General features: G+C 68.2%; 24 protein-coding genes. 16 read left to right on the top strand and 8 right to left on the bottom strand.

Going from position 1 to position 21,196, the window contains the following annotated elements:
• Nucleotides 1-120 precede the first annotated feature (120 nt).
• A complete protein-coding gene (locus ACWEVR_RS32630) occupies nucleotides 121-1,092 on the bottom strand; it encodes a helix-turn-helix transcriptional regulator (RefSeq protein ID WP_452470057.1) in 972 nt (323 codons plus the stop codon).
• A 61-nt stretch (nucleotides 1,093-1,153) separates the two neighbouring features.
• On the opposite strand from ACWEVR_RS32630, the gene ACWEVR_RS32625 reads away from it, so the two are divergent.
• The 10 genes from ACWEVR_RS32625 to ACWEVR_RS32580 all read left to right on the top strand — a co-directional run bounded on the left by ACWEVR_RS32625 (nucleotide 1,154) and on the right by ACWEVR_RS32580 (nucleotide 9,965).
• A complete protein-coding gene (locus tag ACWEVR_RS32625; protein ID WP_452470056.1) occupies nucleotides 1,154-1,645 on the top strand; it encodes a pyridoxamine 5'-phosphate oxidase family protein in 492 nt (163 codons plus the stop codon).
• A gap of 65 nt (nucleotides 1,646-1,710) precedes the next feature.
• Nucleotides 1,711-2,280 carry a TetR/AcrR family transcriptional regulator gene (locus ACWEVR_RS32620; protein ID WP_452470055.1) on the top strand — a complete coding sequence of 190 codons (570 nt, stop codon included), beginning with the start codon at nucleotides 1,711-1,713 and terminating at the stop codon, nucleotides 2,278-2,280.
• On the top strand, nucleotides 2,277-2,810 hold the full coding sequence (locus ACWEVR_RS32615) for a hypothetical protein (RefSeq protein ID WP_452470054.1): 534 nt from the start codon (nucleotides 2,277-2,279) through the stop codon (nucleotides 2,808-2,810). The genes ACWEVR_RS32620 and ACWEVR_RS32615 overlap by 4 nt, the downstream gene beginning before the upstream one ends.
• Nucleotides 2,811-2,868: 58 nt before the next feature.
• Entirely contained in the window at nucleotides 2,869-4,092 is a 1,224-nt protein-coding gene (locus tag ACWEVR_RS32610) for a cation:proton antiporter (RefSeq protein WP_452470053.1), read from the top strand.
• 27 nt (nucleotides 4,093-4,119) lie between these two features.
• Nucleotides 4,120-5,178, top strand: a complete 1,059-nt coding sequence (gene argC / locus ACWEVR_RS32605; RefSeq protein WP_452470052.1) for an N-acetyl-gamma-glutamyl-phosphate reductase — start codon at nucleotides 4,120-4,122, stop codon at nucleotides 5,176-5,178.
• Nucleotides 5,175-6,401, top strand: coding sequence for a bifunctional glutamate N-acetyltransferase/amino-acid acetyltransferase ArgJ (gene argJ, locus ACWEVR_RS32600; protein WP_452470051.1), 1,227 nt, complete (start codon nucleotides 5,175-5,177; stop codon nucleotides 6,399-6,401). Before argC ends, argJ begins: the two co-directional genes overlap by 4 nt.
• A complete protein-coding gene (gene argB / locus ACWEVR_RS32595; RefSeq protein ID WP_067644438.1) occupies nucleotides 6,398-7,303 on the top strand; it encodes an acetylglutamate kinase in 906 nt (301 codons plus the stop codon). Before argJ ends, argB begins: the two co-directional genes overlap by 4 nt.
• Nucleotides 7,296-8,498 (top strand): acetylornithine transaminase, encoded by a 1,203-nt coding sequence (locus ACWEVR_RS32590; RefSeq protein ID WP_452470050.1) that lies wholly within the window; start codon nucleotides 7,296-7,298, stop codon nucleotides 8,496-8,498. Before argB ends, ACWEVR_RS32590 begins: the two co-directional genes overlap by 8 nt.
• A complete protein-coding gene (argF, locus tag ACWEVR_RS32585) occupies nucleotides 8,495-9,427 on the top strand; it encodes an ornithine carbamoyltransferase (protein ID WP_067644433.1) in 933 nt (310 codons plus the stop codon). The genes ACWEVR_RS32590 and argF overlap by 4 nt, the downstream gene beginning before the upstream one ends.
• A gap of 34 nt (nucleotides 9,428-9,461) precedes the next feature.
• Nucleotides 9,462-9,965 (top strand): arginine repressor, encoded by a 504-nt coding sequence (locus ACWEVR_RS32580; protein ID WP_067499094.1) that lies wholly within the window; start codon nucleotides 9,462-9,464, stop codon nucleotides 9,963-9,965.
• Nucleotides 9,966-10,131: 166 nt separating this feature from the next.
• Here ACWEVR_RS32580 and ACWEVR_RS32575 read toward each other — a convergent pair whose 3' ends face one another.
• From ACWEVR_RS32575 to ACWEVR_RS32560, 4 genes are all read right to left on the bottom strand, one after another.
• Complete coding sequence (locus ACWEVR_RS32575; protein WP_452470049.1) at nucleotides 10,132-10,932, bottom strand: aldose epimerase family protein; 801 nt, start codon at nucleotides 10,930-10,932, stop codon at nucleotides 10,132-10,134.
• 56 nt (nucleotides 10,933-10,988) lie between these two features.
• Entirely contained in the window at nucleotides 10,989-11,141 is a 153-nt protein-coding gene (locus ACWEVR_RS32570) for a hypothetical protein (RefSeq protein WP_157102182.1), read from the bottom strand.
• A gap of 245 nt (nucleotides 11,142-11,386) precedes the next feature.
• Nucleotides 11,387-11,521 (bottom strand): hypothetical protein, encoded by a 135-nt coding sequence (locus ACWEVR_RS32565; RefSeq protein WP_255284058.1) that lies wholly within the window; start codon nucleotides 11,519-11,521, stop codon nucleotides 11,387-11,389.
• 21 nt (nucleotides 11,522-11,542) lie between these two features.
• On the bottom strand, nucleotides 11,543-11,683 hold the full coding sequence (locus ACWEVR_RS32560; protein WP_166655845.1) for a hypothetical protein: 141 nt from the start codon (nucleotides 11,681-11,683) through the stop codon (nucleotides 11,543-11,545).
• A 174-nt stretch (nucleotides 11,684-11,857) separates the two neighbouring features.
• Between ACWEVR_RS32560 and ACWEVR_RS32555 the strand changes: the two genes are divergently transcribed.
• The 3 genes from ACWEVR_RS32555 to ACWEVR_RS32545 all read left to right on the top strand — a co-directional run bounded on the left by ACWEVR_RS32555 (nucleotide 11,858) and on the right by ACWEVR_RS32545 (nucleotide 15,031).
• The gene (locus tag ACWEVR_RS32555; protein ID WP_452470048.1) at nucleotides 11,858-13,060 is read left to right on the top strand and encodes an argininosuccinate synthase; all 1,203 of its coding nucleotides are present in this window, start codon (nucleotides 11,858-11,860) and stop codon (nucleotides 13,058-13,060) included.
• Between the two features lie 194 nt (nucleotides 13,061-13,254).
• Nucleotides 13,255-14,676, top strand: a complete 1,422-nt coding sequence (gene argH, locus ACWEVR_RS32550) for an argininosuccinate lyase (RefSeq protein WP_067644424.1) — start codon at nucleotides 13,255-13,257, stop codon at nucleotides 14,674-14,676.
• Between the two features lie 31 nt (nucleotides 14,677-14,707).
• Nucleotides 14,708-15,031: a DMT family transporter gene (locus tag ACWEVR_RS32545; protein ID WP_067499105.1), complete on the top strand. Its 324-nt coding sequence runs from the start codon at nucleotides 14,708-14,710 to the stop codon at nucleotides 15,029-15,031.
• A 33-nt stretch (nucleotides 15,032-15,064) separates the two neighbouring features.
• Here ACWEVR_RS32545 and ilvA read toward each other — a convergent pair whose 3' ends face one another.
• Both ilvA and ACWEVR_RS32535 read right to left on the bottom strand, forming a co-directional pair.
• A complete protein-coding gene (ilvA, locus tag ACWEVR_RS32540) occupies nucleotides 15,065-16,279 on the bottom strand; it encodes a threonine ammonia-lyase (RefSeq protein WP_452470047.1) in 1,215 nt (404 codons plus the stop codon).
• A gap of 117 nt (nucleotides 16,280-16,396) precedes the next feature.
• Entirely contained in the window at nucleotides 16,397-17,575 is a 1,179-nt protein-coding gene (locus tag ACWEVR_RS32535) for a serine hydrolase domain-containing protein (protein WP_452470046.1), read from the bottom strand.
• 106 nt (nucleotides 17,576-17,681) lie between these two features.
• On the opposite strand from ACWEVR_RS32535, the gene ACWEVR_RS32530 reads away from it, so the two are divergent.
• The 3 genes from ACWEVR_RS32530 (at nucleotide 17,682) to ACWEVR_RS32520 (ending at nucleotide 20,706) form a co-directional block, all read left to right on the top strand.
• A complete protein-coding gene (locus ACWEVR_RS32530) occupies nucleotides 17,682-18,404 on the top strand; it encodes a GntR family transcriptional regulator (protein WP_452470045.1) in 723 nt (240 codons plus the stop codon).
• A gap of 83 nt (nucleotides 18,405-18,487) precedes the next feature.
• Complete coding sequence (locus ACWEVR_RS32525; protein ID WP_452470044.1) at nucleotides 18,488-19,975, top strand: NCS1 family nucleobase:cation symporter-1; 1,488 nt, start codon at nucleotides 18,488-18,490, stop codon at nucleotides 19,973-19,975.
• Nucleotides 19,975-20,706 carry an aspartate/glutamate racemase family protein gene (locus tag ACWEVR_RS32520; RefSeq protein ID WP_452470043.1) on the top strand — a complete coding sequence of 244 codons (732 nt, stop codon included), beginning with the start codon at nucleotides 19,975-19,977 and terminating at the stop codon, nucleotides 20,704-20,706. Before ACWEVR_RS32525 ends, ACWEVR_RS32520 begins: the two co-directional genes overlap by 1 nt.
• 1 nt (nucleotide 20,707) lies before the next feature.
• Here ACWEVR_RS32520 and ACWEVR_RS32515 read toward each other — a convergent pair whose 3' ends face one another.
• The gene (locus ACWEVR_RS32515; RefSeq protein WP_243750151.1) at nucleotides 20,708-21,079 is read right to left on the bottom strand and encodes a hypothetical protein; all 372 of its coding nucleotides are present in this window, start codon (nucleotides 21,077-21,079) and stop codon (nucleotides 20,708-20,710) included.
• Nucleotides 21,080-21,196 lie beyond the last annotated feature (117 nt).

The raw sequence follows: 21,196 nt of genomic DNA, 5'->3' as shown, positions 1-21,196 counted from the left end.
GACTCGCGCTTCGCGCATGCGCTTCGAGCGCTGTTCGCGCGGCCGGGCCGCTGCGCCGCTTCGCGGCGGACCCTCCTCGAGGTCGGGTCGTGCGGGGCTGGGAGTGCGGTCATGGCGGATTTAGGTGGTGCGGTAGCGTGCGGCCATGGCCTCGGTGATTGTCCGGAGGTGGGCGCGGAACTCGGGTGGAGCGAGGACCTCGACGTGGTTTGCCAGGGGGAGTAGGGCGTGGGTCAGTACTTCGTAGGACTCTGAGGGGATGGTGATGTCGGCCCAGCCGTGGGGGTCGGTTGGGCCGAGGGAGGCCAGTGCGGCGTGGACGGCTGCCGGGTCGTTCATGAGGCGCAACAGGCCGAGGTGTGCGGTGGCGATTCGGCATTGCGCGGTGACTTTCAGCATGGAACGCCCGAAGTCGGTTGCTGCGGCCTGCCAGTGGTCGGCGAGGTCGAAATCGGTTGGGCGGTTGAATGTTTCGCCGGTGAAGTGGGTTGTGACGATCCGGCTCGCCCGATAGGAACGGATATCGGAGCGGACGCGCGCGACGAGGTACCAGGTGCCCGCTTTCATCACCAGGCCCAGCGGGTCGACCGTTCGTTCGACCGCGTCGTCACCTCGCCGGTAGGTGATCGCGAGGCGGCGGTCGTGCCAGACGGCGTCGGCGATGGTTGCGAGAGTGGGGGTTTCGTCGGGGCGGTGGAACCAGCCGGGCATATCGATGTGGACGCGCTCGGCGATGCGGGTTGCCCGGCCGCGCAGTTCCGGTGGCAGCGCGGCCAGCATTTTCAGCTGCGCGGTGGCGAGGACGGTGCCGAGGCCGAGGTCGGCGGCGGCGCCCGGTAGGCCGGCCAGCAAGACGGCGTCGGCCTCGTCGGAGGTGAGGCCGGTGAGCCGGGTTCGGTACCCGTCGACCAATCGCACCCCGCCGCCGCGCCCGGGTTCGCTGTACACCGGCACACCCGCCGCCGACAGCGCCTCCACATCCCGGTACACCGTGCGCACCGACACCTCCAGCTCCCGCGCGAGCTCCCCGGCCGTCGACCCGCCGTTGGCTTGCAGCAGGAGCAGTAGCTGCACCAGCCTGCTCGCTCGCATACCCCGAGACTAGCCGTGAACCTTGACACAGGATGTCAAGGTTGGGTCGTAGCGTGAGCGTATGACCACTTGGAGCCAGTTCACCGAGGAAGCGCCGCGTATCGCCGAGCTGTTCCTGCGCAGACACCGAGCCACCGGCAAGCTGTGCATGCTCGGCACCCTCCGTGCCGACGGATGGCCACGGATCAGCCCGATCGAACCGATGGTCTTCGAGGGCATGCTGGTGCTGGCGGGCATGCCGGACACGCGCAAGTTCGACGACCTCGCCCGTGACCCACGCTTCTGTCTGCACACCGCAACCGTTGACACCAACGTCACCGAAGGCGACGCCAAACTCTTCGGCACCGTCACCGACCTGAAGGACGAATCCGTCCACGCCCGCTTCGCGCAGAAACTCTTCGACGACAGCGGTTTCGACATCCGCGGCCAGAAGTTCGACCACTTCTACATCGCCGACCTCACCAGCGCCTCCACTGTCGAAGTCGCCGACGACCAACTCGCCATCACCATCTGGAAACCCGGCGAGGGCGAACGAGTCGTCACCAAACGCTGAATCCCTCCACCGCCCGCGTCCGACTGACTATGGACTATGGCTGACTGGTCAGTCATTATAAATTCATGCCGAAGCGAGTGGATATAGAGGCGCGGCGGACCGAAATTCTGGAGGCGGCCGTCCGGGTCTTCGCCAGGAAAGGGTTCGCCGCGTCGCGGATCGAAGATGTGGCGGCGGAGGCCGGGGTCGCGAAAGGAAGTGTCTACCTCGCGGTCAGCAGCCGGGAAGAACTGCTGACCGCCGCGTTCGACCAGTACCGTGCCCGCGCGGAACAGCAGCTCGCCGCGCCCGGAAGCGGTCCAGCGCTCGATCGGCTGGCGCAGCTGATCCGGTCGACCGTGGCGATGCTGGCGGCCCACCCGGACTACGCGCGCGTATTGCTGGACGTGTGGTCGGCCAGGACACCGCTGGATATGGCCGCCGTCTACGAGGGCTACCGGGCGGCCGTCGCGGAACTGCTGCGTGCGGCCGACGCCGAGGGGCAATTGCGGGCGGGTATCGGTGACGCGCACGCCGCGGTGATCGTCGGCGCGATCGAAGGGTGCCTGGTGCAGTGGCTGGCCGACGACCGCGTCTCCCTCACCGAGATGACCGAACCCCTGGTGCAGGTGTGCGTGGAAGGTATCCGCCGATGACGATCACCGACCGGCTCATCGCCCCTGGAGCCACGAGAAGTGAAGCAGCCCTGTGCTATTCGTCGGCGGTCGTCGGTGGGGTGACAGCTGCGCTGCTCGCGAGAAGCGCGGGTGGCTCCGCGCTGGTCGTCGCGGTGGTCGCCCTGATCGGCTTCGACCTGTTCGGCGGTGCCGTGGTCAATGCGACGGCATCGGCCAAAAACTGGTTCCACCGGCCCGGCCGAACCTCCCGTCATCACCTCGCCTTCGTCGCCATCCACGTCCAACCGTTCCTGCTGGCGCTGGTGGTCCCGGGGTTCGGGTGGTGGGTCGCGGCGGCCATCTACAGCCTCGTCCTCGCGGCGGCCGTCGTCGTGCTCTCGGTGCCCGATCAGCTGCGCGTGCCGGTCGCCTTCGCCGCCACAGTATTCGGCGTCGCGATCACCACGACAATGCTCACAGTGCCGACCTTCCTGCTCTGGTTCGGCCCGGTCCTGCTGATCAAACTCCTCCTCGCGCACCTGCAACCCGATACACCGCACGCAAGGTGACGGATCGCCCGCGCGCGGTGTCGGGGATCGGCTGGTGCGCTGTGCCACGATGACCCGCATGGAGCTGCTCGCTTCCGCCGGTGCCGACGGGCCGACGCCGATCGTGTCGCTGTTCTGGATCGCGCTGGTCGCGGTGATCGCACCGGTGGTGTCGCGCCTGCTGCGCGGATATCTGCCCGATGTGGTCATCCTGCTGGTCGCGGGTGCGGTACTCGGCCCGTACGTCCTCGGATGGGCCGACACCGGAGGCGGCGTCGACCTCGTCAGCGAGCTCGGGCTGGGGATGCTGTTCCTGCTCGCGGGCTACGAACTCGACCCGGCCCTGCTACGAGGGAAATCGGGGCGAACGGCCTGGCTGGTCTGGCTCGTGTGCCTGGTCTTCGCGTTCGGGATCGTCACGCTGGCCACCGACCGGTCGACGGGCACCCGCATCGCCGTGGCCATCGCGCTCACCTCCACCGCGCTCGGCACACTCCTGCCGATTCTGAAGCAGGCCGGAATCGCCGACTCGCCACTCGGTCGCGCGGTGATGACGCACGGCGCGGTCGGCGAACTCGGGCCCATCGTCGCGATGTCGGTGCTGCTGAGCAGCCGCGACTCCATGTCGGCGCTCGTCACCGTGCTGATGTTCGTGATCGCGGCGGTGCTCGTCGGGCTGATCCCGGTGCGCATGCTCGACCGGATGCCCGACCTCGGATCGGCGCTCGGCCGGCTCGACGGCGGCACCTCGCAGCTCCCGGTGCGCGGCGTCGTGCTGCTACTCCTCGTCCTGATGGTGATCGCCGAGGAATTCGACCTCGACGTGGTGCTCGGCGCCTTCGCCGCGGGCATGATCCTGCGCAAACTCATCGCCGCGGGCCACCCCGACGTGGACGCCTCGCTCGAGGCCATCGGTTACGGCCTGCTGATCCCGGTGTTCTTCGTGGTCTCCGGAATGGGTATCGACGTGTCCGCCGTCGCGGGCAATCCGGCGCTGTGGGTGTGGTTCGTGCTCACCATCGCGATCGCACGCGGTCTGCCGGTGTGGCTGAGCGAACGTTTCGTGCCGCACGGGCTGAACCTGCCCACCGGCCGCGAACGGGTGCAGTTGGCCCTCTACGCGGCCACCGGTCTGCCGATCATCGTCGCGGTGACGCAGGTCGCGACCCGCAGCGGCCTGCTGAGTAGCGAGGTAGCCTCGATACTGGTGGCCGCGGGCGCCACAACGGTGTTGGTGTTCCCGCTGGTCGCGCGACTGATCGGGGCACGTGGCGCCGAGTCCGTCACACCCGCGCATGAATGAGCTTGCATACTCGTGCATAATCATCACATGGTGGAAACGTCCGGAGGACCCGTATTACGGGTGGCGGTTGCCGGTGCCAGTGGGTACGCCGGTGGCGAGGTGTTGCGTCTGCTGCTCGGCCATCCCGAATACCGAGCCGGGCGCCTCGAGATCGGGGCGCTGACCGCCGGATCCAACGCGGGCACCGCCCTCGGCGCACTGCAGCCGCAGCTGCTGCCGCTGGCCGACCGCGTCCTGCAGGAAACCACCCCGGAGACCCTGGCCGGACACGACATCGTGTTCCTCGGTCTGCCGCACGGCCAGTCCGGCGCGATCGCGCAGGCCCTGCCCGAGTCGACGGTCGTCATCGACTGCGGCGCCGACTTCCGGCTCACCGACCCCGCCGCCTGGGAGAAGTACTACGGCAGCGCCCATGCGGGCAGCTGGCCCTACGGTCTGCCCGAACTGCCCGGCGCGCGCGCCCGGCTCACCGGTGCCCGCCGCATCGCGGTGCCCGGTTGCTATCCGACGGTGTCCAGTGTCGCGCTCGCCCCGGCCGTCGCGGCGGGCATCATCGAGCCGAACGTGAACGTCGTCGCGGTGAGCGGCGCCTCGGGTGCGGGCCGCAAACTCGACATCGGCCTGCTCGGTTCCGAGGTCATGGGCAGCGTGCGCGCCTACAGCGTGGCGGGCGCCCACCGGCACACCCCGGAGATCGCGCAGAACCTGAAAGCCGCGGGCGGCGTGGATGTTTCGGTGTCCTTCACGCCCGTGCTCGCGCCGATGCCGCGCGGCATCCTCGCCACCTGCACCGCACCGGTGAAGGTCGACGCCGCGCAGGCCCGGGCCGTCTACGAAAAGGCCTACGCCGACGAACCTTTCGTGCACCTGCTGCCCGAAGGCATGCTGCCGCAGACCGGTTCGGTGCTCGGCTCCAACGCCATCACCCTGCAGGTCGCCGTCGACGCCGACGCGGGCCTGCTCGTGGTGATCGGCGCGATCGACAATCTGACCAAGGGCACCGCGGGCGCCGCGGTGCAATCGATGAATCTGGCCGTCGGTTTCGACGAGACCGCAGGACTTTCCACCGTAGGAGTGGCACCGTGACAACCCCTGATCCGCACGCGCCGGACCACGGCAAACTCATCCACACCCAGGGCGTCACGGCCCCGCTCGGCTTCCGCGCGGCGGGCATCGCGGCGGGCATCAAGGCCAGCGGCAAGCCCGACCTCGCGCTGGTGCTCAACGAGGGTCCCGAATACGCCGCGGCGGGCGTGTTCACGCGCAACCAGGTGAAGGCCGCCCCGGTGCTGTGGTCGCAGCAGGTGCTGAAGTCCGGTCACGTACGCGCCGTCATCCTCAACTCCGGTGGTGCCAACGCGTGCACCGGCCACGGTGGTTTCCAGGACACTCACCGGACCGCCGAGGAACTCGCTGCCGCACTGAGCAATTGGGGTACCGAGACCGGCGCGGGCGAGATCGCGGTCTGTTCCACCGGCCTGATCGGTGACCGGCTGCCGATGGACAAACTCATCCCCGCGATCACCGAGATCGTGCACGAGATGGGCGGCGGTCTCACCGGCGGCTCCGACGCGGCCCACGCCATCATGACCACCGATACGGTGCCCAAGGAATCGGCCTTCCACCACGAGGACAAGTGGAACGTCGGCGGCATGGCCAAGGGCGCGGGCATGCTCGCACCCTCGCTGGCCACCATGCTCGTCGTGCTCACCACCGACGCGGTGGCCACCCCCGAACAGCTCGACGAGGCGCTGCGCAAGGCCACGAAATACACCTTCGACCGGCTCGACGTCGACGGCTCCTGCTCCACCAACGACACCGTGCTGCTGCTGGCCAACGGCGCGAGTGGCGTCACCCCGTCGCAGGACGACCTCGACGCCGCCGTGTTCACCGTGTGCGACGACCTGGCCGCCCAGCTCATGGCCGACGCCGAAGGCGTCACCAAGCGGGTGCGGGTCACCGTCACCGGTGCGGCCACCGAGGACGAGGCGCTCACCGTCGCCCGTGCCGTCGCCCGCGACAACCTGGTCAAGACCGCGCTGTTCGGCTCCGACCCGAACTGGGGCCGGGTGCTCGCCGCCGTCGGCATCGCCCCGGTGACCCTCGACCCGCATCGGATCGCGGTGTCGTTCAACGGGAATCCGGTCTGTGTCGACAGTGTCGGCGCTCCGGGCGCGCGAGAGGTCGACCTGTCCGGCGCCGATATCGACGTGCTGATCGAGCTCAATGTGGGTGAGGGCACCGCCATGGTGCGCACCACCGACCTCTCGCACGGCTACGTCGAAGAGAATTCGGCGTACAGCTCATGAACGCCGGTGTGCTGCACAGCCTCTCGGCACTCGACAAGGCGCATGTCCTCGCCGACGCGCTGCCGTGGCTGCAGAAGTTCCGCGACAAGATCGTCGTCGTGAAGTACGGCGGCAACGCCATGATCGACGACGACCTCAAGTCCGCCTTCGCCGCCGACATGGCGTTCCTGCGCACCGTCGGCGTGCACCCCGTTGTCGTGCACGGCGGCGGCCCGCAGATCAATGCCATGCTGAAGAAGTTGGGCATGGAAGGCGAATTCCGCGGCGGTTTCCGCGTCACCACCCCCGAGGTGATGGATGTGGTGCGGATGGTGCTGTTCGGTCAGGTCGGGCGCGAGCTGGTCGGGCTGATCAACGCGCACGGGCCGTACGCGGTCGGCATCTCCGGTGAGGACGCGCACCTGTTCACCGCCACCCGGCGCACCGTCGCCGTCGACGGGGTGGCCACCGATATCGGCCTGGTCGGCGATGTCACCGAGGTCAATCCCGGCGCCGTGCTCGACCTGATCGACGCGGGCCGCATCCCGGTGGTCTCCACCATCGCCCCCGACGCCGACGGCGTGGTGCACAACATCAACGCCGACACCGCCGCGGCCGCGCTGGCCGAGGGCATCGGCGCCGAGAAGCTCGTCGTCCTCACGGATGTCGAGGGTCTCTACACCGACTGGCCGGACCGATCCTCGCTCACCAGCCGGATAGACGCCGACGCTCTCGCCGAGTTGCTGCCGAGCCTGGACGCGGGCATGGTGCCGAAGATGGAGGCCTGCCTGCGCGCGGTCCGTGGCGGAGTGCCGAGTGCCCACGTGATCGACGGGCGCGTCCCGCATTCGGTACTACTTGAACTGTTCACCGGAGAAGGAATCGGAACCATGGTGACCCCGGGGGAGGCCGAAGATGAGTGAAGTGGCGAAACTGCAGCAGCGGTGGTCGGCCGCGATGATGAACAACTACGGCACCCCGAAGGTGGCGCTGGTGCGTGGCGCCGGGGCGGTGGTCTACGACGCCGACGGCAAGCGCTACGTCGATTTCCTCGGTGGTATCGCGGTCAACAGCCTCGGCCACGGGCATCCCGCCATCCTCGAGGCGGTCACCCAGCAGCTCGGCACCCTCGGCCACGTGTCGAATCTGTACGCCAGCGAACCCGTGATCGAACTGGCCGAGAAGCTGCTCGCCCACTTCGGTGACGGCGAGGGCAAGGCGTTCTTCTGCAACTCCGGCACCGAGGCCAACGAGGCCGCGTTCAAGATCGCCCGGCTCACCGGCCGGTCCAAGATCGTCGCCGCCGAGGAGGCGTTCCACGGGCGGACCATGGGCGCGCTCGCGCTCACCGGTCAGCCGTCCAAGCGGGCGCCGTTCGAGCCGATGCCGCCCGGCGTCGTGCATGTGCCCTACGGTGACGCCGCCGCCCTGGAAGCCGTCGTCGACTCCGACACCGCCGCGGTGTTCCTCGAGCCGATGATGGGGGAGAGCGGTGTGGTCGTCCCGCCGTTCGACTACCTCGCCAAGGCGCGCGAAATCACCTCGCGGGCAGGCGCTTTGTTGATCCTGGACGAGGTGCAGACCGGAATCGGCCGCACCGGAACGTTTTTCGCACACCAAGCGGCCGGCATCGTGCCCGACGCGATCACCCTCGCCAAGGGCCTGGGTGGTGGCCTCCCGATCGGCGCCGTGCTGGCACAGGGACGGGCGGCCGAACTGCTCACCCCGGGTCTGCACGGCACCACCTTCGGCGGCAATCCGGTCTGCGCCGCGGCGGCGCTGGCCGTGCTGCGCACCATCGACTCCGAGGACCTGCTGAGCCATGTCGAATGGGTCGGCAAGAAGCTCAGCGACGGCATCGCCCTGCTCGAGCACCCCGAGATCGACCACGTGCGTGGGGCGGGTCTGCTGATCGGCATCGTGCTGAAGAACGACATCTCCGCCCACGTGGACGAACGGGCGCGCGAGGCGGGATACCTGCTGAATCCCGCCAAGCCCAACGTGATCCGGTTGGCACCGCCCCTGGTGCTCACCGAAACCCAGGCCGACAATTTCGTCGCCGACCTGCCCGAGATCCTCGACAAGGCCGCCGCCGATGCCAAGGGAGCGACCAAGTGACCCTGCGCCATTTCCTGCGCGACGACGACGTGAGCCAGGCCGAACAGGCCGAGATCCTCGCTCTCGCCGCCGAACTCAAGAAGAACCCCTTCGCGCACCGCCCGCTGGAAGGCCCGCGCGGAGTGGGGGTGATCTTCGAGAAGAACTCCACCCGCACGCGGTTCTCCTTCGAACTCGGCATCGCCCAGCTCGGCGGGCACGCCGTTGTCGTCGACGGCCGCGACACCCAGCTCGGCCGTGAGGAAACCCTCGGCGACACCGGCAGCGTGCTCTCGCGTTACGTCGACGCCATCGTGTGGCGCACCTTCGAGCAGTCGCGGCTGGACGAAATGACCGCCACTGCAACGGTTCCCGTGGTGAACGCGCTGTCCAACGAGTTCCACCCGTGCCAGGTCCTCGCCGATCTGCAGACGATCGCCGAGCGCAAGGGTTCGCTGGCCGGACTCAACCTCACCTTCTTCGGCGACGGCGCCAACAACATGGCGCACTCGCTGCTGCTCGGTGGTGTCACGGCGGGCATGAACGTGACCGTCGCCGCGCCCGCCGGTTTCGAGCCGCTGCCCTGGATCATGGAGGCCGCCGCCAAGCGTGCCGCCGAAACCGGTGCGACGGTGGCGGTTACGGGCGATCCCGTCGCCGGAGCCACCGGCGCCGACGTGCTCGTCACCGACACCTGGACCTCCATGGGTCAGGAGAACGACGGGCTCGATCGCGTCGGGCCGTTCCGCCCGTTCCAGCTCAACACCGAACTGCTGGCCGCCGCCAACCCAGAAGCGATTGTCCTGCACTGCCTTCCGGCACACCGTGGCGAGGAGATCACCGACGAGGTGCTCGACGGTTCGCACAGTGTGGTGTGGGACGAAGCCGAGAACCGGCTGCACGCCCAGAAGGCGCTGCTGGTGTGGCTGCTCGCGAAAGCCGCCGCGTGAGACCGCGATCCGGGGCCGGCGCGGAGGGCAGGCGATGAGCGCACCCGAGAAGGGCACACCCGCCATCGCCCGCACCCGCGCCGGCCGCCAATCACGCATCGTCGAATTGCTGTCGGCGCATTCGGTGCGCAGCCAGACCGAACTGGCCGCACTGCTGGCCGCCGAGGGCATCGAGACCACCCAGGCCACCCTGTCGCGTGACCTGGACGAACTCGGCGCGGTGAAGCTGCGAGCCGCCGACGGCGGCGCCGGGGTCTACATCGTCCCCGAGGACGGCAGCCCCGTCCGCGGCGTCACCGGCGGCACCGGCCGCCTGTCGAAACTGCTGGCCGACCTGCTGGTCTCCACCGATTCCAGCGGCAACCTCGCCGTCCTGCGCACCCCACCCGGCGCCGCCCACTTCCTGGCCAGCGCCCTCGACCGCGCCGCCCTGCCCTACATCGTCGGCACCATCGCAGGCGACGACACCATCGCCGTCATCGCCCGCGAACCCCTCACCGGCGCCGAACTCGCCGCCAAGATCGAAAGCCTGGCCTGAACCGGCACGACAGCCGGATGCCTCGCGATCCGAGCCTCACCTCATGCGCCATCGATCGCGGTGGGCGACCTGCCAAATAAGCACGTTGCCTTGCCTGTGAGCGGGCTCGGTAGGTAGTAGACGAGGTCAGGGGCGATCGAGCCCGCGATCAGCGCGACCGGCGGGGTCAGTTGTTCGTCAGCTGCCGCCAAGCCCAATCGACTCGCACATCCAGAGGGTTGTTCGGTGTGACAGTCCTCGGCTCGGTGTTGAGTCCGTCCGGTGGGCCGGATTGGGCTTCGACCGACAGCGATTCCTCCGGCAGTGTCCACACCACCACGTCGGTGACGGGGCTGGTGATCGTGAACTCGAGGAAGCCCGGCCAGGTGAGGCGGGCACGGACGCCGTCGGGCATGGCGAAGCAGTCGTCCCACGGTGGAGGAGTGGATGGGATGTGGCGGCCGGTCGGGAGGTAGTCGGGGCCGCGTTCGTACTGCCAGGCGGGGTGGAAGTCGAGTTCGAGTGGGCCGGTGGCGGGGGCGACCTCGCGTAGGAACCACGGGTGCCAGCCGCCCTGGGCGGGGAACGGGTCGTGGTCGGTGGTGATGCGCATCGCCAGGGTCAGGCCCGACTCGGTGAGGGTGAAGGTCTGCACGACCGTGCCCGCGAACGGCCAGGGCGCTGTCAACCGGCAACGCAGTATCGCCTCGTTCGCCGTCCTGGACACGACTTCCCACGCCCTGTCGCGGACGGTGCCGTGAATGCTGTGCGGCGGGTTGTCGATCGGCAGCTGGTAGGTGCGATCACCCACGGTGAGCTTGCCGTAGCCGAGCCGGCCTGCCCATGGCGCCATCACGAAACACCCGGTCCCGGGGTCCTGGCGCAGCAATTCCGTGCCCGCCACGGTGAGGCTGTGGATCGCACCCCCGTCGTCGGGGGCGATGGTGACTGTCGCGGTACCGGCGCTGAGCCGCACGTCGTCGCTCATGCCGGGGACACTATCGGCGCGGGCCCGTCATCCGGCGCAGCCCGCGCCGATCGACATCAGTTGAACGGGTAGTCCCCGCCACCCGCGCCACCGTTGTGGCCCGGTGTGGCGACATCGATGATGTCCTGCACCAGCTCGACCACGGCGCGACCGACATCGAGCACACCGTTGCCGAGCGTCGAGAATTCCTGCGCGATGTAATGAAGCATCTTGTTCGTCCTCACTTCTGGCGGGCCGAATAGTGCTGTCCCAGAGTGCCGTACACCATGTACGGCGCACTACCCTGCGACGGTGCTTCCCGATCTCGCGCCCTTCAAACCGTGACCCGACCCCCGGCCGCGCGGTACCGCAGGCGGGCGATCAACCTGCCTGGCGCGCACGGCGACCGGCCGACTTCGCTGAGGAGTTGCGCGAGCTGAACGCGCGCTGCCCGCGCGAGCCGGTACGACCGCGTTCAGGACGCGAGGAAATTCAGGACGGCGAGAATCAGGGGTGAGCTGAGGTCGAACAGCACGCGGCCCACGTGCAGGCCGACCGCCGCGCCGGGCTCGTAGTTCTCCATGAGGAATTGCAGGATGGCGTCTTCCATGGTGTCCTCCGGTGCCGAGGGTCAGGCGAAGAAATCCTGGAGAATGGGGGTGCTCAGGTCGAACAGGGTCTTGCCGACGGTCAGGGCGAAATTCCCGACGCCGATGACGACGAGCCCGATGAGGTCGTAGTTGGCCTGAGCGAAATCACGTAATTGCTGCATGTTTACTCCTCGACCCCGACTGGATGAGTAGCTACTGTGACCAGCGTCTCATAGATGGTGTCGGCCGTCGAGGAGTCGCACCCCGGTGATGAATGAGCTTGCATCATCGTGCATAATCATTTGCAGCAACGGCGCGAGCCGTCCACAGACACCAGTTCAAGGAGCGCAACAGACATGTCCGATCGCGTCGTACTCGCCTACTCCGGTGGGCTTGACACCTCCGTCGCCATCAGCTGGATCGCGAAGGAGACCGGTTCCGAGGTCGTGGCCGTGGCCATCGACCTGGGCCAGGGCGGCGAGGACATGAACGTGGTGCGCCAGCGAGCCCTGGACTGCGGCGCCGTGGAGGCCATCGTGGTCGACGCGCGCGACGAGTTCGCCGACGAGTACTGCCTGCCGACCATTCAGGCCAACGCCATGTACATGGGCCAGTACCCGCTGGTCTCGGCCATCAGCCGGCCGCTGATCGTCAAGCACCTCGTCGAGGCCGCCAAGTTCCACAACGCCACCACCGTGTCGCACGGCTGCACCGGTAAGGGCAACGACCAGGTGCGCTTCGAGGTCGGCATCGGCGCGCTCGCGCCCGACCTGAACGTCATCGCGCCGGTCCGCGACTACGCCTGGACCCGCGAGAAGGCCATCGCCTTCGCCGAGGAGAACAAGCTCCCGATCAACGTCACCAAGAAGTCGCCGTTCTCCATCGACCAGAACGTGTGGGGCCGCGCGGTCGAGACCGGGTTCCTCGAGGACCTGTGGAACGCGCCGACCAAGGACGTGTACGACTACACCGCCGACCCGACGGTGAACTTCGAGGCGCCCGACGAGGTCATCATCACCTTCGACAAGGGTGTGCCGGTCGCCATCGACGGCCGCCAGGTCACCGTGCTGCAGGCCATCGAGGAGATGAACACCCGCGCCGGTCGCCAGGGCGTCGGCCGCCTCGACATGGTCGAGGACCGGCTCGTCGGCATCAAGAGCCGCGAGATCTACGAGGCGCCCGGCGCCATCGCGCTCATCACCGCGCACCAGGCACTCGAGAACGTCACCATCGAGCGCGAGCTGGGCCGCTACAAGCGGCAGGTCGAGCAGCGCTGGGGCGAGCTGGCCTACGACGGCCTGTGGTTCTCCCCGCTCAAGCGCGCCTTGGACGCCTTCGTGCAGGACACCCAGCAGCACGTCTCCGGCGACATCCGCATGGTGCTGCACGGTGGTTCCGCCGTGGTCAACGGCCGCCGCTCCGAGCAGTCGCTCTACGACTTCAACCTGGCCACCTACGACGAGGGCGACACCTTCGACCAGTCGCTGGCCAAGGGCTTCGTCCAGATCCACGGCCTGTCCTCCAAGGTCGCCGCCCGTCGCGATCTGAACCAGAAGTAGGACGAGCTTCCCGCGTCCCCGGTTCCGACATCCGACGGGCCGGGGACGCGGCGTGTTCGCACCCGGGAGCAGACACCCGGGTCCGGTGTCTCGTCGAGATGCCGGCGTGGCCGGGTGGCACCGGCACCCGCGACGCTGGTTACGGTGGTCACGGGCAATTCCCCCGCACTTCGATCCGAGGAGACCTGTAGACCATGACCGACGGCGGCAGCACGAACACCGGTGCCCTCTGGGGTGGGCGCTTCGCGTCCGGGCCCGCCGAGGCGATGGCGGCGCTGAGCAAGTCGACCCACTTCGACTGGGCGCTGGCTCCCTACGACATCCGCGCCTCCCAGGCGCACGCCCGGGTGCTGCACAAGGCGGGGCTGCTGTCCGACGAGGATCTGTCCGGCATGCTGGCCGGGCTGGACGCGCTGGCCGCCGACGTGGCCTCGGGGGCGTTCGGTCCTGCCGACTCCGACGAGGATGTGCACGGCGCGCTCGAGCGGGGACTGATCGAGCGGGTCGGCACCGAGCTCGGCGGCAGGCTGCGGGCGGGCCGGTCGCGGAACGATCAGGTGGCCACCCTGTTCCGCATGTGGCTGCGTGACGGTGTGCGCCGTGTGGCCGCCGGTGTGCTCGATGTGGTCGACGCACTCGTCGCCCAGGCCGCCGCGCACCCGGACGCGGTGATGCCGGGCAAGACCCATCTGCAGGCCGCCCAGCCCGTGCTGCTGGCCCACCACCTGCTCGCCCACGCGCATCCCCTGCTGCGCGACCTGGAACGCCTGCGCGACTTCGACAAGCGCGCCGCGATCTCGCCCTACGGTTCGGGCGCGCTCGCCGGTTCCTCGCTCGGTCTCGATCCCGAGCAGATCGCCGCGGAACTGAATTTCACTGCCTCGGCGGCCAACTCGATCGACGCCACCTCTTCGCGTGACTTCGCCGCGGAGGCCGCGTTCGTCCTCGCCATGATCGGTGTCGACCTGAGCCGCATGGCCGAGGAGATCATTCTCTGGAGCACACCGGAATTCGGCTACGTCACCCTCGCCGACGCCTGGTCCACCGGCTCGTCGATCATGCCGCAGAAGAAGAACCCCGACGTCTCGGAACTCACCCGTGGCAAGGCGGGCCGCCTGATCGGCAACCTGACCGGCCTGCTCGCCACCTTGAAAGCCCAACCGCTGGCATACAACCGGGACCTGCAGGAGGACAAGGAACCCCTGTTCGACTCGGTCGCCCAGCTCGAACTCCTGCTGCCCGCCATCGCCGGCCTGGTCGGCACCCTCACCTTCCACACCGACCGCATGGCCGAACTCGCCCCCGCCGGTTTCACGCTCGCCACCGACATCGCGGAATGGATGGTGCGCCAAGGTGTTCCGTTCCGTGTCGCCCACGAGGCGGCCGGTGCGTGCGTGCGCGCCGCCGAGGCACGAGGTGTCGGCCTCGACGAACTCACCGACGAGGAATTCGCCGCCATCGACCCATCGTTGACCGCCGGTGTACGCGAAGTACTCACCGTCCCCGGCTCGATCGCCTCCCGTAACGCCCGCGGCGGCACCGCGGGAGTCCGCGTCGCCGAACAACTCGACGAGGTCCGCGAGAACGCCGACGAAGCCCGTGCCTGGCTGAACTGACCAGCCGGCCGCGCCCCGCTAGTCTGCCGCCATGACCCTGCTCTTGCTGGCACTGGCCATCGCATCCGAGGTGACCGCGACCGTTTCGCTGAAACTGTCGGAAGGATTCACCAAACCGGTGCCGTCGGTGGTGGTCGTGCTCGGATACGGTGCGGCCTTCTACTTCCTGTCCCAGGTGCTGAAGCGGGGGATGGGTATCGGCGTCGCGTACGGGATCTGGTCTGCCGTCGGGGTGGCCGCCATCGCCCTGATCGGTGTGCTGTTCCTCGGTGAGCGGCTGTCATTGGTGCAGGTCGGCGGAATCGGCTTGGTCATTCTCGGCGTGCTGGCACTGGAACTCGGTGGCGCGCACTGACTTCGGGCGGCGCCGACGTGGATCCCGCTCGGCTCACAACTCGGCGCGAACCCGGAAACCCGCGTCGCGCAGCGCGTCCAGCACATCGTCGCGGTGCGCGGGTCCCCGCATCTCCACGGTGAGTGACACCTCCACCTCGTCGACCGCGAGCCACGTCCCGGTTCGGGAGTGGACCACATCGACGACACTGGCCCCCGCCCGGCCGACCACTCCGAGCAGCGCCGACAACGCACCCGGCCGGTCCGAGATCGTCACCCGCATCGCCAGATAGCGTCCGGCAGCGCTCAGGCCGTGGTTTATCACCCGGGTGAGCAGCAGCGGGTCGATGTTGCCGCCCGACAGAATCACCACGATCGGACCGGGCAGGTCACGCAATTCGGCGCCGAGCAACGCCGCGACCCCCGCCGCACCCGCCGGTTCGACAATGAGTTTGGCCCGTTCCAGGCACAGCAGCAGAGCCTTGGACAGCGATTCCTCGTCGACGGTCACGATCCGCGACACCAGTTTCGACACATGATCGAACGGCACCGCACCCGGAATCCCCACCGCGATACCGTCGGCCATCGTCGACATCCGCGACGCCCGCATCGGCGTGCCCGCCCGCAGCGAATCCGGCCACGCCGCCGCCTCGGCCGCCTGCACGCCGACCACTCCGACCTGCGGCGCACAATGATTCATCGCGATCGCCACCCCCGCGAGCAACCCACCACCGCCGGTCGGCACCACCACGGTCCGCACATCCGGCACCTGCTCGAGAATCTCGAGCGCGACACTCGCTTGCCCGGCGACGATGTCGGGATGATCGAACGGATGAATCAGTGTCGCCCCGGTGCGCTCCGCGAATTCCCTTGCCGCGACCAGTGATTCATCGATCGTCTCACCGACCTGATGCACTTCCGCCCCGTAGGCCCGGGTGGCGACGAGCTTGGGCAACGACGCCCCGATCGGCATGAATACCGTCGAGGTGATCCCCAGCTCCGTTGCCGACCACGCCACCCCCTGCGCGTGATTGCCCGCGCTCGCCGCCACCACTCCGCGAGCCCGCTCCGCAGGCGACAGATTCGCGATCCGGTTGTACGCGCCCCGCGGCTTGAACGACCCGGTCCGCTGCAGGTTCTCGCACTTCAACCACACCGGCACCCCCGCCCGCTCCGACAGCACCCGCGACCCGACCACCGGCGTCCGCCGCACCACCGCCCCCACCACCCGCGCCGCGGCCTCCACCTGCCCGAACTCAACGCTCTCCATCGCCCCATCGTGCCAGCCACCGCCCTCCCGCGGACCTGGACGCGCGATCACCCCGCTCTGGTGGCGGCTGCCACCAGGTCGATGCTGCCACCGGAGCGTGGTGATCGAATGACCAGTTCAGGCGCGGAGGGCGGCCTTGGCGATGTTGTGGGCGATGGTGCCGAGGCGGGTGAGGCGGGCGTCGCCGAGGGGCGTGAGTTTGCCGCCGAGGCGATTGGTGACGAAGGCGAGGGACAGGCCGGTTTCGGGGTCGGCGAAGGCGCCGGAGCCACCGAGGCCGAAGTGTCCGAAGGCCGAGATCGGTTCGGCACGTGAGGGTTTCATGGGGACGCCGTGATAGCCCATCGCCCAAGGGATGCGGAAGGCGAGCACATAGTCGGGGGTGAAGACCTGACGGGTGGCGGCGCGGCGGATCGTGTCGGGGGACAGGATGCGAGTGCCGCCGAGTTCGCCACCGTTGGCGAGGGCGCCGTAGACGCGGGCCAGGGCGCGGGCCGAGAAGACACCGTTGACGCCGGGCATCACCGCGTCGTGCACACGCGGGTCGACGATGAGGTCGGCGAAACCGCGCGGGGTGGTTTCGGCCGCCGCCGCGAATCGGGTGCGGGTGAGCAGGTCGGAGCCGCGCTCCCAATCCATGCCCGCCGCGGTGAGGCGGGGGAACGTGGTGGCGATGCGATGGCGTTCCCCGGCGGGCACGCGGAACCAGAGCTCCTCGGCGTCGAGAGGTTCGGCGAGTTCGGTGCGGACGACGTCGACGAATTCGCGGCCGGTGACTCGCCGCACCAGTTCGGCGGCCAAGTGCCCATAGCTGATCCCGTGGTAACCACTGGTGACGAGATGACGAGGATCCGGGGTGGCGGCGGCGAGCGCGGCGGTGACCGCCTTGTCGTCGAGGAAGGTGTCGATCGGCCCCGAGATGAGGCCGCGCAACCGGTGCAGCCCGGCTCGGTGGGTGAGCACATCGCGAACCGTGATGCGGCCCTTGCCCGCCGCCGCGAACTCGGGCCAGTACTCGGCGACCGGGGCGTCGTAGTCGAGCTCGCCACGCTCGGCGAGCTGGTGAATCACCGTGGAGGCCACGCCTTTTCCGGTGGAGAAGGCCAGCGCCACCGAGTCCGCCGTCCACGGCACCCCCGGGCGTGCGTACCCGGCCCACACATCGACCACCGGTTCGCCGTGCAGGTACACGCACAGCGCGCCACCCCCGTGTGACGGCTTGCGGAACAACTGGTCGAACACGGTGACCAGACGGACGAAACGGCGATCCACCGACTGCGTTGTCGAAACTCCCATCACCCGAGCATGCCAAATCACCGATGGGACCGGTCGGTACGGTGATCTTTTCCTGACCGTCACATCCGGCAGCGTGGGCGCAATACTCGGGTCATAGCGTGCACGCATGTCCTCGAGACGACGATCGGCGCTGCTCGCGAGGCTTGTGGTGGACGAACCCGGTAGGCCACAGGTGATCCTGGGCGAACTGCGCCGCGTGATCCTCGACGGTGCCGTCCCGCCGTGCACCGTGATCCCGCTGCGCGAGGTGGCCGTGCTGTTCGGAGTGAGTCACATCCCGGTGCGCGAAGCGCTGAAAACCCTGATCGGGGAGGGACTGGTCACCCACCGGCCGCAGCGTGGGTACCAGGTCGCGCAGCTGACGGCGCGTGAACTGCGGGAGATGTACATCGTGCGCGACACCCTGGAATCGGCGTCGCTCGCCGCGGCCGCGCTGTCGGCGGACGACGCCGAACGCGCCGAACTGCTCGCCGTGAACGACCTGCTCGAGCGGGCGATCCTCGACGACGATCCGGCGGCGTATCAGCGCCAATCGCGCTGTTTTCATGTGGCGCTGACCCGCCCGTCGCGCATGTTCCGCCTGTTGCAGATGCTCGAATCCGCCTGGAATGTCACCGAACCCGTGCAATCGATGGTGCACGTCGACCGCGCCGACCGTGAGCTCCTGCACACCGACCACCTCGCGATGCTCGACGCCTTCCTCGCCCGTGATGTGGCCCGTCTGCTCGCCGCGGCCGAGGAGCACCATCGGCGACTCGAATCGGTGATCGCGACCCTCCCCACCGACACCGGTCTGCTCGCGCCGGAGGATATATCTTCGGCGCAATAGCGGCGAAATTCGCGGGAAACCGCAGGGCAACTGCTCGAACCTACGGTCATCGCAGCAGCTGAACCCTTCGGATGGGAACGACCATGACCGATACCATCACCGTCGCCACCGGTGCGCCCGCCACCGATCCGCCCGCCTACGATCCACGATTGACCAACGAGGATCTCGCACCGCTGCGCAAGCAGACATGGGGCACCTACAACATCTTCGCGTTCTGGATGTCGGACGTGCACAGCGTCGGCGGGTACGTCACCGCGGGCAGCCTTTTCGCGCTCGGCCTGGCGAGTTGGCAGGTTCTCGTCGCCCTGCTGATCGGCATCGTCATCGTCTACTTCTTCTGCAATCTGGTCGCCAAACCGAGCCAGGTGACCGGTGTTCCGTATCCGGTGATCTGTCGCAGCGCGTTCGGGGTGCTCGGCGCCAATATCCCCGCGATCATCCGCGGACTGATCGCGGTGGCCTGGTACGGAATCCAGACCTTCCTTGCCTCCGCCGCGCTGGATGTCGTTCTGGTGAAACTGTTTCCGGGGCTGGCGCCGTACGCCGTCACCGCCGACTACGGTTTCCTCGGTTTGTCGGCGCTGGGCTGGGGCAGCTATCTGCTGCTGTGGGTGGTGCAGGCGTGCGTGTTCTGGCGCGGCATGGAATCCATCCGCAAGTTCATCGACTTCTGTGGTCCCGCCGTGTATGTCGTGATGTTCGTGCTCTGCGGTTATCTGATCGCGCGCGCCGGTTGGAGCGCCATCGACCTGAACCTGGGGGAGGTGACCTACACCGGCTGGGCGTCGGTGCCGGTGATGCTCGGCGCGATCGCCCTCGTGGTGTCCTACTTCTCGGGCCCGATGCTCAACTTCGGCGACTTCTCCCGCTACGGCAAGAGCTTTCCGGCCGTGAAGACCGGCAATCTGCTCGGCCTGCCCGTGAACTTCCTGCTGTTCTCGCTGCTCGTCGTGGTCACCGCCTCGCTGACGGTGCCCGTCTACGGCGAGCTCGTCACCGATCCGGTCGCGACCGTCGCCCGCATCGACTCCACGTTCGCGATCGTGCTCGGCGCGCTCACCTTCACCATCGCCACCATCGGTATCAATATCGTCGCCAACTTCATCTCGCCCGCGTTCGACTTCTCCAATGTGAGCCCGCAGCGGATCAGCTGGCGTGCGGGCGGGATGATCGCCGCGGTCGGTTCGATCCTGATCACGCCGTGGAACCTCTACAACAATCCCGAGGTGATCCACTACACGCTCGAGGTGCTCGGCGCCTTCATCGGACCGCTGTTCGGCGTGCTGATCTGCGATTACTACCTGGTGCGCAAGCAGAAGGTGATCGTCGACGACCTCTTCACCATGTCGGAGCGGGGCAGCTACTACTACCGCAAGGGCTACCACCCTGCCGCGATCGTCGCCACGGCGGTCGGCGCGGGCGTCGCGGTGTTCCCGGTGCTGGCCAACGGTTTGCCGGGCATGCACACCGCGGCTCAGTACAGCTGGTTCATCGGCTGCGGCCTCGGTTTCGTCACCTACTACCTGCTCACCGCAGCCAGGCGCAGGACCCGGCCGGAGGTTCTCGCCTGATGCGAATCCGGGTCGTCAATCCGAACACCACCCGGGCGATGACCGACACGATCGAGCAGTGCGCCCGGGCCGTCGTCGGCGCGGGCACCGTGCTCGACGCGGTCACCTCCGCGACCGGACCGGTCTCGATCGAAAGCCACTACGACGAGGCGATGAGCGTTCCCGGACTGCTGGCCGCCATCCGGGAAGGCGAGGCCGACGGTGTCGACGGCTACGTCATCGCCTGCTTCGGAGATCCGGGACTGGACGCCGCACGCGAACTCGCGACCGGACCGGTGATCGGGATCGCGGAGGCGGCGATGCGAACAGCGAGCCACCTGGGCCGGGGCTTCAGCGTCGTCACCACCCTCCAGCGCACCACAGGCCGCGCGATGGATCTGGCGGAACACTATGGGCTGCGACGTTTCTGCTACGGAGTGCACGCGTGCGAACTGCCCGTGCTCGCGCTGGATATCGACCCGGACGCACGCAAGGTCGTCACCGAGGCGTGCCGAGCGGCGGTGCTGGCCGATGGTTCCGACGCGGTCGTTCTCGGCTGTGCCGGAATGGCGGATCTGTGCGCGCACATCCGAGCGGAGATCGGCGTACCGGTGATCGACGGTGTCGCGGCCGCCACGTCGACCGTGCAATCTCTGCTCACCCTCGGGCTGCGCAAGTCGGGGAGGGGCGAGTTCGCGACACCGCCGGCGAAGCCCTATACCGGGCTGCTGGAATCGTTCGGGTCGGAATAGGTCAGGCGTCGGCCAGCTCGCCGGTCAGGGCGTCGAGCACCGCGTCGAGGTTGTCGACGTCGACGACCAGGCGGGTGAAGTCGGGTCCGTTCAGGTCGATGCGGACCGCGTTTCCACCGAAAGTGGTGTCCCAGAACTCTTTCCGGCCCTTGCCTCGGTAGACGCCCGCGGCGATCACGCCGGGGATGAAGGTGCCCGGCGCGCGGACCCACGGCGGGCGCAGGTCCACCTCGGCGGTGGTGATCTCGGTGATGGCGGCACGGTCGATCACGACCTGCTGGCGCAGCGCGAGCAGCCGATGCCCACCGAGTACATGGACCGTCACCGTGTCGTTGTCGACCTCGAGCTCGACCATCGCTACCTCACTCACCATCTGCGGAAACGTTCCCTGTCGAGGGTGCTCCCGTGGCCTGGCTTGCGACTGTGGCGAGCCTGTGAGTTAGCCAAGGAAGTTACAGGCATACTCAAATGTAGATATACGCATCTATCT

It is taken from the genome of Nocardia sp. NPDC003979 (genome assembly GCF_053605015.1).
Note: the sequence above shows the minus strand (reverse complement) of the source record. Positions and strands in the feature narration are given on the sequence as shown.

Coding starts and splice junctions, on each gene's coding strand:
- ACWEVR_RS32630 (WP_452470057.1), bottom strand. CDS start 1,092: ATGCGAGCGAGCAGGCTGGTGCAGCTACTGCTCCTGCTGCAAGCCAAC.
- ACWEVR_RS32625 (WP_452470056.1), top strand. CDS start 1,154: ATGACCACTTGGAGCCAGTTCACCGAGGAAGCGCCGCGTATCGCCGAG.
- ACWEVR_RS32620 (WP_452470055.1), top strand. CDS start 1,711: ATGCCGAAGCGAGTGGATATAGAGGCGCGGCGGACCGAAATTCTGGAG.
- ACWEVR_RS32615 (WP_452470054.1), top strand. CDS start 2,277: ATGACGATCACCGACCGGCTCATCGCCCCTGGAGCCACGAGAAGTGAA.
- ACWEVR_RS32610 (WP_452470053.1), top strand. CDS start 2,869: ATGGAGCTGCTCGCTTCCGCCGGTGCCGACGGGCCGACGCCGATCGTG.
- argC (WP_452470052.1), top strand. CDS start 4,120: ATGGTGGAAACGTCCGGAGGACCCGTATTACGGGTGGCGGTTGCCGGT.
- argB (WP_067644438.1), top strand. CDS start 6,398: ATGAACGCCGGTGTGCTGCACAGCCTCTCGGCACTCGACAAGGCGCAT.
- ACWEVR_RS32590 (WP_452470050.1), top strand. CDS start 7,296: ATGAGTGAAGTGGCGAAACTGCAGCAGCGGTGGTCGGCCGCGATGATG.
- ACWEVR_RS32580 (WP_067499094.1), top strand. CDS start 9,462: ATGAGCGCACCCGAGAAGGGCACACCCGCCATCGCCCGCACCCGCGCC.
- ACWEVR_RS32575 (WP_452470049.1), bottom strand. CDS start 10,932: ATGAGCGACGACGTGCGGCTCAGCGCCGGTACCGCGACAGTCACCATC.
- ACWEVR_RS32570 (WP_157102182.1), bottom strand. CDS start 11,141: ATGCTTCATTACATCGCGCAGGAATTCTCGACGCTCGGCAACGGTGTG.
- ACWEVR_RS32565 (WP_255284058.1), bottom strand. CDS start 11,521: ATGGAAGACGCCATCCTGCAATTCCTCATGGAGAACTACGAGCCCGGC.
- ACWEVR_RS32560 (WP_166655845.1), bottom strand. CDS start 11,683: ATGCAGCAATTACGTGATTTCGCTCAGGCCAACTACGACCTCATCGGG.
- ACWEVR_RS32555 (WP_452470048.1), top strand. CDS start 11,858: ATGTCCGATCGCGTCGTACTCGCCTACTCCGGTGGGCTTGACACCTCC.
- argH (WP_067644424.1), top strand. CDS start 13,255: ATGACCGACGGCGGCAGCACGAACACCGGTGCCCTCTGGGGTGGGCGC.
- ACWEVR_RS32545 (WP_067499105.1), top strand. CDS start 14,708: ATGACCCTGCTCTTGCTGGCACTGGCCATCGCATCCGAGGTGACCGCG.
- ilvA (WP_452470047.1), bottom strand. CDS start 16,279: ATGGAGAGCGTTGAGTTCGGGCAGGTGGAGGCCGCGGCGCGGGTGGTG.
- ACWEVR_RS32535 (WP_452470046.1), bottom strand. CDS start 17,575: ATGGGAGTTTCGACAACGCAGTCGGTGGATCGCCGTTTCGTCCGTCTG.
- ACWEVR_RS32530 (WP_452470045.1), top strand. CDS start 17,682: ATGTCCTCGAGACGACGATCGGCGCTGCTCGCGAGGCTTGTGGTGGAC.
- ACWEVR_RS32525 (WP_452470044.1), top strand. CDS start 18,488: ATGACCGATACCATCACCGTCGCCACCGGTGCGCCCGCCACCGATCCG.
- ACWEVR_RS32520 (WP_452470043.1), top strand. CDS start 19,975: ATGCGAATCCGGGTCGTCAATCCGAACACCACCCGGGCGATGACCGAC.
- ACWEVR_RS32515 (WP_243750151.1), bottom strand. CDS start 21,079: ATGGTGAGTGAGGTAGCGATGGTCGAGCTCGAGGTCGACAACGACACG.